Genomic DNA, 11,945 nt, shown 5'->3' on the forward strand with positions numbered 1-11,945 from the left:
TCCCGGGAGGGCCGCGGGGCGCACCGGGCGCGCTCCGAGGCCGACGGCTCACACATGACGGCCCCTAGGGACGGCTCACAGAGGACGCCTCCCCCGGGGAGCCGTCGTCAGTGATTGATGCAGGTGTTGCCGAAGGCGGGGTTCAGGAGCCCGATCACGCTGATCGTGTTGCCGCACACGTTCACCGGGACGTGCACGGGAACCTGGACGACGTTGCCGGACAGGACACCCGGGGAGTGCACGGCGGCACCCTGGGCACCGGAATCGGCGACGGCCAGACCCGCGCCCGCGAGAACGAGCCCACCGGTGGCGGCCGCAGCAGCGACGACCTTCTTGATCATTATTCCTCCTAGTTGGCAATGTGATCCCAAGGTGCGGGAATCACATGAGCTGTAACGAGGAGGGAGTAATGGAGCTACGAGCTTATGGTCGCATTCACCCTTCTCAGTGGATCTCGTACGCGCGCCCGATTACTCCGGGGCAGAGCGTCACGACGCGTCGATGAAGCGGTCGAGCACCCGCACGCCGAACCTCAGCCCGTCCACCGGCACCCGCTCGTCCACGCCGTGGAACATGCCTGCGAAGTCCAGCTCGGGCGGCAGCTTCAGCGGGGCGAAGCCGAAGCCGCGGATGCCGAGGTCGTCGAAGGACTTCGCGTCGGTGCCGCCGGAGAGCATGTACGGGATCGCCTTGGCGGTGGGGTCCTCGGCGAGCAGCGAGGACTGCATGGCCGCGACCAGCGCCCCGTCGAAGCTGGTCTCGACGGCCTTGTCGGCGTGCACGTCCTCGCGCCGGACGTGGGGTCCGAGCAGCCGGTCGAGGTCGGTGAGGAACTCCTCCTCGTGCCCCGGCAGGAAGCGGCCGTCGATGTGCGCGGTGGCCTCGCCCGGGATGACGTTGACCTTGTAGCCGGCGTTCAGCTGGGTCGGGTTGGCGGTGTTGCTCAGGGTCGCGCCGATCAGCTTGGCGATGCCGCCGAGCTTGGCGAGGGTGGACTCCATGTCCTCGGGGTCCAGCTCGGTGCCGAGCGCGTCGCCCAGCTCGTCGAGGAAGGCGCGAGTGGTCTTGGTGACCCGTACCGGGAACCTGTGCCGGCCGACCCGGGCGACGGCCTCGGACAGCTCGGTGATGGCGTTGTCGCGGTGGATCATCGATCCGTGCCCGGCGGTACCGGCCACGGTGAGCTTCATCCAGTGCATGCCCTTCTCGGCCGTCTGGATCAGATAGAGCCGCCGCTGCTCGTTCACGGTGAAGGAGAAGCCGCCGACCTCGCTGATCGCCTCGGTGACGCCCTCGAACAGCTCCGGGTGGTGGTCGACCAGGTACCGGGCGCCGTAGGTGCCGCCCGCCTCCTCGTCGGCGAGGAACGCGACGACGATGTCCCGCGGGGGCCGGCGGCCGCTTCTGAGCCGGTCGCGGACGACCGCGAGGGTCATGGCGTCCATGTCCTTCATGTCGACGGCCCCGCGGCCCCACACGCACCCGTCGGCGACCTCGCCGGAGAACGGGTGGTGGGTCCAGTCGCCGGCGTTGGCCGGTACGACGTCCAGGTGGCCGTGGATCAGCAGCGCGGGCCGGGACGGGTCCTCCCCCTCGATGCGGGCCACGGTCGAGGCACGGCCCGGGTGCGACTCGAAGATCCGCGGCTCCAGCCCGACCTCGGCGAGCTTCTCGGCGGTCCACTCGGCGGCCTCGCGCTCGCCGGGCCCGGAGTGGTCGCCGTAGTTGCTGGTGTCGAACCGGATGAGGTCGCGGCAGAGGTCCACGACCTCGTCCTCGCCGGTGACGCCCTTGGCCGTGTCCGTCTCGCTCACGCTGCTTCCTCCCATTGCCACTGCCGGTGGTCTCCCTCATCCTCTCTCCGGGTCCGCCCCGGGCCCAAGACCGGACCCGGCCCGTCACACTCCGTTCACCCGTGGCCGGTCCGGGGACGGGGGGTGATCAGCCACCCCCGAAAGCCTGGTAATGTTTCCTTCGTCGCCGCGAGGAGAGCCCCCCGAAGGGAACCCCCGCACGACAGACACCTTGTCCGGGTGGCGGAATGGCAGACGCGCTAGCTTGAGGTGCTAGTGCCCTTTATCGGGCGTGGGGGTTCAAGTCCCCCCTCGGACACCAGTGAGGCCCCTGCTCTGCGGGGGCCTTCTGCATGCCCGGGCGCGGGCTCCCTAGACTTGAGGCGTGGCCCGGCCCAACGAGGAGGTCGAGGCGATCCTGCGGGAGTACGCCGACCTCATCGCGATCACGGGAGGCGACGCCTTCAAGGCGCGCGCCTACGAGAAGGCCGCACGCGCCATCGGCGGCCATCCGGCCGACGTCTCCCGGATGGACGAGGAGGGCCTGCGGGAGATACCGAACGTGGGCAGGTCGATCGCCGACAAGGTGGTCGAGTACCTGCGCACGGGGAAGATGGCGGTGGTCGAGGAGCGCCGGTCGCAGATCCCCGCCGGGGTGCGGGAGCTGATCTCGATCCCCACCCTGGGCCCGAAGAAGGCCCTGCGGCTCTACGAGGACCTGCACATCTCCTCGGTACAGGAGCTCGCCGCCGCCATCGACGCGGACGCGCTGGCCGATCTCAAGGGCTTCGGCGAGAAGACGCAGGAGAACATCCGGCACGGCATCGAGCTGTTGCGGCGGGCGGGCGGCCGGGTGCGGCTTCCGCTCGCCCTGGAGACCGCCGAGGAGATCGTCGCCGAGCTGTCCGGGGTGACGGGGTGCGAGCGGTGCGCCTACGCCGGGTCCCTGCGCCGGATGCGGGAGACCGTCGGGGACCTCGACGTGCTGGTCGCGGCGAAGCGGTCGGCCCCGTTCATGGAGGCGCTGTGCGCCCTGCCGGTCACCGCCGAGGTGGTCGCGCGGGGCACGAAGAAGACGTCGGTGCGCACCGCCGAGGGCCTCCAGGTCGATCTGCGGGTGCTGCCGCCGGAGTCCTGGGGCGCGGGCCTGCAGTACTTCACCGGTTCGAAGGCGCACAACATCCGTACCCGGACCATCGCCGTGCACCAGGGGCTGAAGCTGTCCGAGTACGGCGTGTTCGACGTGGAGAGCGGGGAGTCGGTCGCCTCCCGGACGGAGGAGAAGGTGTACGCGCGGCTCGGGCTGCCGTGGATCCCGCCGGAGCTGCGGGAGGACCGCGGGGAGATCGAGGCGGCGCTGCGCGGGGAGCTGCCCGAGCTGGTGACCGAGCGGGACATCCGGGGTGACCTGCACACGCACACCGACCTGACCGACGGCCTCGCGTCGCTGGAGGCGATGGTGGAGGCTGCCGCCGGGCTCGGGCACGCGTACTACGCGGTGACCGATCACGCGCCCGACCTGTACATGCAGCGCATGACCGACGAGAAGATCCTCGCCCAGCGGGAGCGGCTGCGGGAGCTGGACGGCACGCGCCACCGGACGCGGCTGCTGCACGGCACGGAGCTGAACATCGGTCCCGACGGCGAGGTGGACTGGCCGGAGGAGTTCCTGGCCGGCTTCGACCTGTGCGTGGCCTCGCTGCACTCGCACTTCGACCTGGGCCGCCGGGCGATGACGCGGCGGCTGGTGCGGGCCTGCGAGAACCCGTACGTCAATGTGATCGGGCATCCCACCACCCGGCTGATCGGCAGGCGGCCGGGCGTCGACGCGGACTGGGAGGAGGTTTTCGCGGCCTGCGCGCGCACCGGTACCGCGCTGGAGGTCAACGCCCAGCCGGACCGGCTGGACCTAGGCGACGAGGACATCCTGAGGGCGAGGGCGCACGGGGTGCGGTTCGCGGTGAACACCGACGCCCACTCCGTGCCGCACCTCGCGCAGCTGCGGTACGGCGTGGGTACGGCGCGGCGCGGCTGGCTGACTCGGGACGATGTGATCAACACCTGGCCGCTGACCCGGCTGCGCCGGTTCCTGCGCAAGAGCGGGCGGCCCTGAGCGCACGGGGTCTCAGCGCGGTGCGCCGGTGCGCAGGGGCCGTACCGTGAGGATGCCGCCGGCGGTGTGCTCGACGCGGGTGCCGAGGTGGCGGGCGTGCTGGTCGAGGACGGTGCCCAGCCATGCGGTGTCCTCGGCCGTGGCGTGCTCCAGGCGCATCCGGCGCGCCTGGAGGGGCACGATCCGCAGGCCGGTCAGGCGGCCGGTGCCGCCCTCGACCGTCGCCAGGTACAGCGGGCGCAGGTCGTCGCGGTAGTGCTCGTGGCCGCCGATGCCCTCGTAGTCGTCGACGAGGTCTCCGCAGCCGTACAGGACGAGTCTGTCCCGGTAGATCTCCGGTGGGCGCGGGTGGTGCGAGGAGTGGCCGTGGACGATGTCGGCGCCCGCGTCGACGAGCGCGTGGGCGAAACGGATCTCGTTGCGGGAGACGGTGTAGCCCCAGTTGGAGCCCCAGTGGAGGGAGGCGACGACGATGTCGCCGGGCCGTTCCGCCTGCCGCAGCCGGTCGGCGAAGTCCACGGCGGCGGCCGCGTTCGGCGCGGCGGCCAGGGCGACGCCGGGCCGTTCGCCGGTGGCGGCCCAGTCGGGCGGGATCCCGCTGGACGGCATGCCGAGGGCGAGGACCAGGACGCGGCCGCCGGACCGCAGCGGGACGGCCGCCGGGCGCCGGGCCGCGGCCGCGTTCCGGCCCGCCCCGGCGGTGCGCAGCCCGGCCGCTTCGAGGCGGTCCAGTGTCTCCTCCAGGCCGGGCGGCCCGAAGTCGAGCACGTGGTTGTTGGCGAGGGCGCAGACGTCGGGCCGGGCGGCGGCGAGGCAGGGCAGGTTGGCGGGGTGCATGCGGTAGTGGACACCCTTGCCGGGCGCGAAGTCGCCGTCCTGGGTGACGGCGGTCTCCAGGTTGATCACCCGGGCGTCCGGCGCGGCACGTTCCAGGACGGGCAGTGCCTCGCCCCATGGCCAGGCGTCGTCCACGGGCCGGGGTATCGGCCCGTTCGCGGCCTCGGCCAGGGCGACGTAGTCCCGGGCGTCGTGGACGTAGTCCTCCCGCAGGGCGGGGTCGCCGGGGTGCGCGAGGATCTGGTCGACGCCCCTGCCGAGCATGACGTCGCCGGCGAGGAAGAGGGTGACGGTTTCCTCGGGCATGGCCGGTGGGTCAGACGTGCGCGGGTGCCATGTGGTCCGTGAACCAGTCGCGGGCCAGCTCGGTCACCCTTTCGAGCGCGCCGGGCTCCTCGAAGAGATGGGTGGCGCGGGGGACGACTTCGAGCCGGTTCTCGCAGTGGAGTCGTGCCTGTGCGTCCCGGTTGAGGTCGAGCACCTGGCGGTCGGCGCCGCCGACCACGAGCAGGGTGGGCGCGGTGACGGCGGCGAGCCGTGGCCCGGCGAGGTCGGGCCGGCCGCCGCGGGAGACGACCGCGGCGGGCCGCGCGGCGGGTTCGGCGGCGGCCCACAGGGCGGCGGCCGCGCCGGTGCTGGCGCCGAAGTAGCCGATGGCGAGCCCCTCGGTGCCGGGTTCCTCGCGCAGCCAGCGGGTGGCGTCCAGCAGCCGGCCGGCCAGCAGTGCGATGTCGAAGACATTGGCCCGGTCGCGCTCCTCCTCGTCGGTGAGCAGGTCGAACAGCAGGGTGGCGAGCCCGGCGCGGTGCAGTCCCTCGGCGACGAACCGGTTGCGCGGGCTCTGCCGGCTGCTGCCGCTGCCGTGGGCGAAGGCCACGACGCCGGTGGCGCCGTCGGGCACGGTGAGCCGTCCGCCCAGCCGCACCGCGCCGGCCGTCACCGTGACCTCCCGGTCGGTGGACCGGGTGCCCGCGGCGCGCTGGTGCCGGCCGGCGGCCTGCCGCAGGCAGGCGGTGACCTCCTCGTCCTCGACCTGGGTGAAGTCGGCGTAGAACTGGCCGACCGCGAGGAAGTCCCACGGGGTGTCCAGGCAGACCAGTTCGTCGGCGTCGTCGCCCAGTCGCCGGGCGACGTCGCGCGGGGCCACGGGGACGGCCAGCACGATGCGGGCCGCGCCGCGCGCCCGGGCGACCCGGCAGGCGACCCGTGCGGTGGAGCCGGTGGCCACGCCGTCGTCGACCACGACGACGGTCCGGCCGGCGACGGAGACCGGTGAGACGGCGCCCCGGTAGCGGGCGGCCCGGTCCTGGAGCACGCGGCGCTCGCGTTCCTCGACCCGTGCGACGTCCTCCTCGCTGGCCCCGGTGCCCCTCAGCACCTCCCGGTTGATGACGCGGACGCCGTCCTCGCCGATCGCGCCCATGCCCAGCTCCGGCTGGAAGGGAACGCCGAGTTTGCGCACCAGGCAGACGTCGAGGGGGGCGTCGAGCGCCTCGGCGACGGCCGCCGCGACCGGCACTCCGCCGCGTGGCAGCCCCAGCACCACCACGTCCTGGCCCCTGAGGTATTCGAGGCGGGCGCCCAGCCGCTGTCCCGCTTCGAGCCGGTTGCCGAACCGCACGGGGTCTCCCCTCACTCCCGGGGCAGCCAGAGGGGTTCGGCGCGGTGCGTGTCGGCCGCTCCGAGCGCCTTCATGTCGCCGTTGGCCGCGCGGACCAGCAGGCGGCCCATGGCGATCAGGGCGCGCCCGGCGGCGAGTTCGTCGCCTATCTCGGGCACGTCGCGGTCGGCGGGGCTGCGGCGGGCCTCGGCGTGGCTCTCCAGGACGTTGTCGCCGGTGTCCAGGACGATCCGGGCGGTGGTGTCCGGGTCGTGTTCGGAGAGGTACAGGTTCAGCCGCCACTCCTTGACGGCCGGAGGACGGCTGGTCACGGGTCGGGTCATGGTCCGTCCCTCCTCCTTGTGCCGCGGCCCGGCGGGGCGCGGCGGGCCGGCACTTCCACTGTGCACCCCGCCGGAGACGGTCGCCTCCCCGGCTGCGGGCAGAATGAGGGGCATGACCACGCGCGCCTGCCCCTGCGGACTCCCCCAGCCGTACGACGCCTGCTGCGGCCGGTTCCACACGGGGCCGGCGGCCGCGCCGACCGCCGAGCTGCTCATGCGCTCGCGGTACAGCGCGTTCGTCATGGGGGAGGCGGGGTATCTGCTGCGCACCTGGCATCCGCGGACCCGGCCGGAGCGGCTGGACCTGGATCCCCGGATGCGCTGGACCGGGCTGGAGATCCTCGGCGGGACCGACGGGTCCGCCTTCCACTCCGCGGGGACGGTGACCTTCCGGGCCTCGTACCGGGGCGGTTCGCTGCACGAGCGGAGCCGCTTCGAGCGGGTGGACGGGGCGTGGGTGTACGTGGACGGGGACTTCCTCGACTGACCCGGGGCCGGGCCCGACTAGGGCGCCAGGATGTCCAGTTCCTGGAGGGCTCCCACGGTGATCTCCCTGGTCAGCTCCTCGGCGCGGGGCGCGTCGCCCGCGCGTACGGCCTCGGCGACCTGCACGTGCAGGGTCACGGCCGCCGGGTCGGGGTCCTCGAACATGACCTCGTGATGGGTGCGGCCGGCCAGCACCTCGGCGACGACGTCGCCGAGGCGGGCGAACATCTCGTTGCCCGAGGCGCTGAGGATGACGCGGTGGAAGGCGACGTCGTGAACCAGGTACTCCTGGAGCCGGTGGCCGCGTGAGTTGGCCACCATGCCGAGCGCGCACTCGGTGAGTTCGGCGCACTGCTCGGCGGTGGCGTGCTTCGCCGCCAGCCCGGCCGCGACCGGCTCGATCGCGGAGCGCAGCACGGTCAGCGAGCGCAGTTGGTGGGGGCGGTCGGCGCCGGCCAGCCGCCAGCGGATGACCTGCGGGTCGTAGACGTTCCACTCGGCCTTGGGGCGGACCGTCACGCCCACTCTGCGGCGGGACTCGACCAGGTGCATGGATTCGAGTACCCGCACCGCCTCGCGCATCACGGAGCGTGACACCTCGAAGTGCTGTGCGAGCTCGTCGGTGCGCAGGACGCTGCCCGGCGGGTACTCGCCCGCGGTGATCGCGGGGCCGAGGGTGTCCAGTACGCGGCCGTGCAGCCCTCGGCCCGGTGTGCTCATGCAGTCAGCGTACGGCGTGGATCACGGACTTAAAAAGTCAGACTTATACATCACACACTCTTGAATTTGTCGTACTAATAGGTTTCAGTGTGGCGACGCCGAAGTGGCGTCGGATGTCGAGGAAGACAGCGAGGCAGTAATGCGAACCCCCCAGGTCGTCGTCGTGATGGGCGTCGCGGGGACGGGCAAGACCACGATCGGTCCCCTGCTCGCCGCGCGGCTGGGCGTCCCGTACGCCGAGGGCGACGACTTCCACCCGAAGGCCAACATCGACAAGATGTCGGCCGGGATCCCGCTCGAGGACGCCGACAGGTGGCCGTGGCTCGACGCCATCGGTCACTGGGCGCACGGCCGGGCCGGGCTCGGTGGGGTGGTCAGCAGCTCGGCGCTGAAGCGGTCGTACCGCGACCGGCTCAGGGCCGTGGCTCCGGGAGTCGTGTTCGTGCATCTCACGGGCGACCGGAAGCTGATCGAGGACCGGATGACACAGCGCCAGGGGCACTTCATGCCGACCGCGCTGCTGGACTCGCAGTTCGCCACGCTGCAACCCCTGGGGCCGGACGAGGCGGGTGTCGCCGTGGACGTCAGTGGCGGTCCCCAGGAGATCACCGAACGCGCCGTCAAGGCGCTGGACGCCCTTCCTGCCGCATCCGCGTAACACCCTTCTGACAAGTCCCCAAGTCCCCCGTAACCGCAAGGGAACCCCCGTGACCAGACTCAGCGTCGAGATGCTGGCAGCGGACGCGCCTCCGCCGATCACCTCCGTCGGGCACGCCCAGCTGGGCATCGCCGTCCTGCTGGGCATCGCCGTGATCGTCCTGCTCATCACCAAGTTCAAGCTCCATGCCTTCCTGGCGCTGACCATCGGGTCGCTGGCGCTCGGTGCGGCCGCCGGAGCCCCGCTCGACAAGGCGATCACCAGTTTCACCACCGGGCTCGGCAACACCGTGGCCGGCGTCGGCGTCCTGATCGCGCTCGGGGCGATCCTGGGCAAGCTGCTCGCCGACTCGGGCGGTGCCGACCAGATCGTCGACACCATCCTCGCCAAGGCGGGGGGCCGTGCGATGCCCTGGGCGATGGTCCTGATCGCCTCCGTGATCGGCCTGCCGCTCTTCTTCGAGGTCGGCATCGTGCTGCTGATCCCGGTCGTCCTGATGGTCGCCAAGCGCGGCAACTACTCCCTGATGCGCATCGGCATCCCGGCGCTCGCCGGTCTGTCCGTGATGCACGGCCTGATCCCGCCGCACCCCGGCCCGCTGGTCGCGATCGACGCGCTCCACGCCAACCTGGGCCTGACCCTCGCCCTCGGCCTCGTCGTCGCCATACCGACCGTGATCGTCGGCGGTCCGCTGTTCTCCAAGGTCGCGGCCCGCTGGGTGGACGTCCCGGCGCCCGACCGGATGCTTCCGCAGCGCCCCTCGGAGGAGCTGGAGGGCCGTCCGGGCTTCGGCGCGACGCTCGCCACCGTGCTGCTGCCCGTGGTGCTGATGCTGGCCAAGGCCCTGGTGGACATCGTCATCGACGACCCCGCCAACAGCACCCAGCGCGTCTTCGACGTCATCGGCTCCCCGCTGATCGCCCTGCTCGCCGCCGTGATCGTCGGCTTCTTCACGCTGGGCCGGCCCGCCGGGTTCAGCAAGGACCGGCTGCAGCAGACCGTCGAGAAGGGCCTCATGCCCATCGCCGGCATCCTGCTGATCGTCGGCGCGGGCGGCGGCTTCAAGCAGACGCTGATCGACTGCGGCGTCGGCCAGATGATCCTGGACGTCTCCAAGCACTGGTCGATCCCGGCGCTGCTGCTGGCCTGGCTGATCGCGGTCGTGATCCGGCTGGCGACCGGTTCGGCGACGGTGGCGACGGTCTCGGCGGCCGGTCTGGTCGCGCCGCTCGCGGCCGGCATGTCGCCCACCCACACGGCCCTTCTCGTCCTGGCGATCGGCTCCGGCTCGCTCTTCTTCAGCTTCGTCAACGACGCCGGCTTCTGGCTGGTGAAGGAGTACTTCGGGCTGAGCGTCGGGCAGACCGTCAAGACCTGGTCGATCATGGAGACGATCCTCTCGGTGGTCGGCGGCGGCCTGGTGCTGCTGCTGTCCCTCGTCGTCTAGGAGCGCTACGGCGATGACGGCTCACCCTCTCTTCGACATCAGCGGCCGTACGGCCCTGGTCACCGGTTCCAGCCGGGGCATCGGCCTCGCGCTGGCCCGGGGCCTGGCCGAGGCCGGCTGCACGGTGGTCCTCAACGGGCGTGACTCCGGCCGGCTCGCGAAGGCGGCGGCGGAACTGCCCGGGAACCGGATCCACACGGCCGTGTTCGACGTGACCGACGGACCGGCCGTGGCCGCCGGCATCGCGGACGTCGAGGAGCGGGTGGGCCCGATCGACATCCTGGTGAACAACGCGGGCATGCAACTGCGCGCACCGCTGCTGGAGTTCACCGACGCCGACTGGCACCGGATCCTGGACACCAACCTCACCAGCGCGTTCCTCGTCGGCCGGGAGGCCGCCCGGCGGATGACCGGACGCGGCCACGGCAAGATCGTCAACATCTGCTCGCTGCAGAGCGAGGTCGTCCGCCCCGGCATCGCGCCGTACGCGGCGACCAAGGGCGCGCTGAAGCTGCTCACCAAGGGCATGTGCGCCGACTGGGGGCCGTACGGCGTCCAAGTCAACGGCCTCGGCCCGGGCTACATCGAGACCGAGCTGACCCGGCCCCTCGTCGAGGACGGGGAGTTCAGCGCCTGGGTGCGCGGCCGCACCCCGGCCGGCCGCTGGGGCCGCACCGAGGACCTGGTGGGCGGGCTGCTCTTTCTCGCCTCGCCCGCGGCGGACTTCGTCGGCGGGCAGGTGCTGTACGTCGACGGCGGCATGACGAGCGTCCTGTGAACGGGGCGGCGGGCATGCCGGGTTGTGTGATCCACGGGGCCGGAGACCTCCGGGTGACGGAGCTGGCGGTCCCTCGCCCCGGTCCCGGTGAGGCCCTGGTGGCCGTCCGGTACGGCGGGGTGTGCGGCTCCGACCTGCACTACTGGCGGCACGGCGGCGTCGGTGACTTCCGCCTGCGGGAGCCGATGGTGCTCGGGCACGAGGTGGTGGGCACGGTGGTGTCCTACGGCGCCGGGGCCGGCGGTCCCGCGCCGGGCACGGCCGTCGCCGTGCACCCGGCCACCCCGTGCGGGGTCTGCCCGGAGTGCGCCGACGGGCGCGCGAACGTGTGCCGGGACACCCGGTACCTCGGCAGCGCGGCCCGCTTCCCGCACGTCCAGGGCGGGTTCACCGCCCGGCTGGCCGTGCCGGCCGGGCAGCTGAGGGCGCTCCCGGAGGGGCTCGGGCTGCGCCGGGCGGCGCTCGCCGAGCCGCTCTCCGTGGCGCTGCACGCGGTGCGGCGGGCCGGGGACGTGACGGGCCGCCATGTGCTGGTGACCGGGGCCGGGCCGATCGGGTGCCTGGTGGTCGCGGCGGCCAGGGCGGCGGGCGCGGCCCGGGTGACGGCGACCGACCTGGTCCCGCAGGCGCTCGGGTACGCGGCCGTCGCGGGAGCGGACACGCTCGTACGGGCCGACGATCCGGACGACCCCGGATGGCCCGAGGACGTGGACGTGGCCGTGGAGGCGTCGGGCGTGCCGGCCGGTCTCGATACCTGTCTGCGGCTGGTGCGGCGCGGGGGCGTGGTCGTCCAGCTCGGGATGCTGCCGCCGGGGCCGAGTCCGTTCGCCGGGAACCTGGTGGTGAGCCGGGAGATCGAGCTGCGCGGCGCGTTCCGTTTCGCGGCCGAGTTCGACGAGGCGCTGGAACTGCTGGCCGCCCGGGGGGAGTTCGACGGGCTGGTCAGCGCGGTGCTGCCCGTGGCACAGGCGGAGGCCGCGTTCGCGCTGGCCGCGGACCGGACGCGGTCGTGCAAGGTGCTGCTGGAGTTCGGGGCTTAGGGGGTGTCGTTCGGATCATCCCGGCGTCGCGGGGTCTGGCACGCCCATCTGCGGCGTTGTCGTCGGTCGCCGACGCTCCGCGTCGACTCCCTCCTCCGCCTTGCAGCCGCACGCACCAGACCCCGCTCG

General features: G+C 72.6%; 12 protein-coding genes and 1 tRNA gene. 7 read left to right on the forward strand and 6 right to left on the reverse strand.

All coding sequences use genetic code 11. The features are described 5' to 3' along the window. Nucleotides 1-107: 107 nt before the first annotated feature. On the reverse strand, nucleotides 108-341 hold the full coding sequence (gene chpH / locus ACWEN3_RS29545; protein ID WP_452976792.1) for a chaplin ChpH: 234 nt from the start codon (nucleotides 339-341) through the stop codon (nucleotides 108-110). A gap of 147 nt (nucleotides 342-488) precedes the next feature. Continuing rightward, the gene (locus tag ACWEN3_RS29550) at nucleotides 489-1,814 is read right to left on the reverse strand and encodes a M20/M25/M40 family metallo-hydrolase (RefSeq protein WP_452976794.1); all 1,326 of its coding nucleotides are present in this window, start codon (nucleotides 1,812-1,814) and stop codon (nucleotides 489-491) included. Between the two features lie 213 nt (nucleotides 1,815-2,027). Between ACWEN3_RS29550 and ACWEN3_RS29555 the strand changes: the two genes are divergently transcribed. Both ACWEN3_RS29555 and polX read left to right on the forward strand, forming a co-directional pair. After that, nucleotides 2,028-2,115, forward strand: a tRNA-Leu gene (locus ACWEN3_RS29555). A gap of 63 nt (nucleotides 2,116-2,178) precedes the next feature. Further along, complete coding sequence (gene polX, locus ACWEN3_RS29560; RefSeq protein WP_452976796.1) at nucleotides 2,179-3,906, forward strand: DNA polymerase/3'-5' exonuclease PolX; 1,728 nt, start codon at nucleotides 2,179-2,181, stop codon at nucleotides 3,904-3,906. A 12-nt stretch (nucleotides 3,907-3,918) separates the two neighbouring features. Here the strand turns inward: polX and ACWEN3_RS29565 are convergent, their stop codons facing one another. The 3 genes from ACWEN3_RS29565 to ACWEN3_RS29575 are packed head-to-tail and all read right to left on the reverse strand — an operon-like array spanning nucleotide 3,919 to nucleotide 6,687. Further along, complete coding sequence (locus tag ACWEN3_RS29565; RefSeq protein ID WP_452976798.1) at nucleotides 3,919-5,049, reverse strand: CapA family protein; 1,131 nt, start codon at nucleotides 5,047-5,049, stop codon at nucleotides 3,919-3,921. A gap of 10 nt (nucleotides 5,050-5,059) precedes the next feature. Further along, on the reverse strand, nucleotides 5,060-6,364 hold the full coding sequence (locus ACWEN3_RS29570) for a phosphoribosyltransferase family protein (protein WP_452976800.1): 1,305 nt from the start codon (nucleotides 6,362-6,364) through the stop codon (nucleotides 5,060-5,062). An 11-nt stretch (nucleotides 6,365-6,375) separates the two neighbouring features. Further along, nucleotides 6,376-6,687, reverse strand: coding sequence for a dsRBD fold-containing protein (locus ACWEN3_RS29575; protein WP_452976802.1), 312 nt, complete (start codon nucleotides 6,685-6,687; stop codon nucleotides 6,376-6,378). Between the two features lie 112 nt (nucleotides 6,688-6,799). On the opposite strand from ACWEN3_RS29575, the gene ACWEN3_RS29580 reads away from it, so the two are divergent. Next, complete coding sequence (locus tag ACWEN3_RS29580; protein WP_452976804.1) at nucleotides 6,800-7,174, forward strand: YchJ family protein; 375 nt, start codon at nucleotides 6,800-6,802, stop codon at nucleotides 7,172-7,174. 17 nt (nucleotides 7,175-7,191) lie between these two features. Here ACWEN3_RS29580 and ACWEN3_RS29585 read toward each other — a convergent pair whose 3' ends face one another. Then, nucleotides 7,192-7,893 (reverse strand): FadR/GntR family transcriptional regulator, encoded by a 702-nt coding sequence (locus ACWEN3_RS29585; RefSeq protein ID WP_452976806.1) that lies wholly within the window; start codon nucleotides 7,891-7,893, stop codon nucleotides 7,192-7,194. A 139-nt stretch (nucleotides 7,894-8,032) separates the two neighbouring features. On the opposite strand from ACWEN3_RS29585, the gene ACWEN3_RS29590 reads away from it, so the two are divergent. From ACWEN3_RS29590 to ACWEN3_RS29605, 4 genes are read left to right on the forward strand one after another with little or no spacing between them, the layout of a single operon-like run. Further along, nucleotides 8,033-8,551 (forward strand): gluconokinase, encoded by a 519-nt coding sequence (locus ACWEN3_RS29590; protein ID WP_452976808.1) that lies wholly within the window; start codon nucleotides 8,033-8,035, stop codon nucleotides 8,549-8,551. Nucleotides 8,552-8,600: 49 nt separating this feature from the next. Continuing rightward, nucleotides 8,601-9,998 carry a GntP family permease gene (locus ACWEN3_RS29595; protein ID WP_452976810.1) on the forward strand — a complete coding sequence of 466 codons (1,398 nt, stop codon included), beginning with the start codon at nucleotides 8,601-8,603 and terminating at the stop codon, nucleotides 9,996-9,998. Between the two features lie 13 nt (nucleotides 9,999-10,011). Beyond that, nucleotides 10,012-10,776, forward strand: coding sequence for an SDR family oxidoreductase (locus ACWEN3_RS29600; protein WP_452976812.1), 765 nt, complete (start codon nucleotides 10,012-10,014; stop codon nucleotides 10,774-10,776). 14 nt (nucleotides 10,777-10,790) lie between these two features. Then, on the forward strand, nucleotides 10,791-11,816 hold the full coding sequence (locus tag ACWEN3_RS29605; RefSeq protein WP_452976814.1) for an L-idonate 5-dehydrogenase: 1,026 nt from the start codon (nucleotides 10,791-10,793) through the stop codon (nucleotides 11,814-11,816). Nucleotides 11,817-11,945: the final 129 nt, after the last annotated feature.

The organism is Streptomyces sp. NPDC004561 (genome assembly GCF_053602155.1).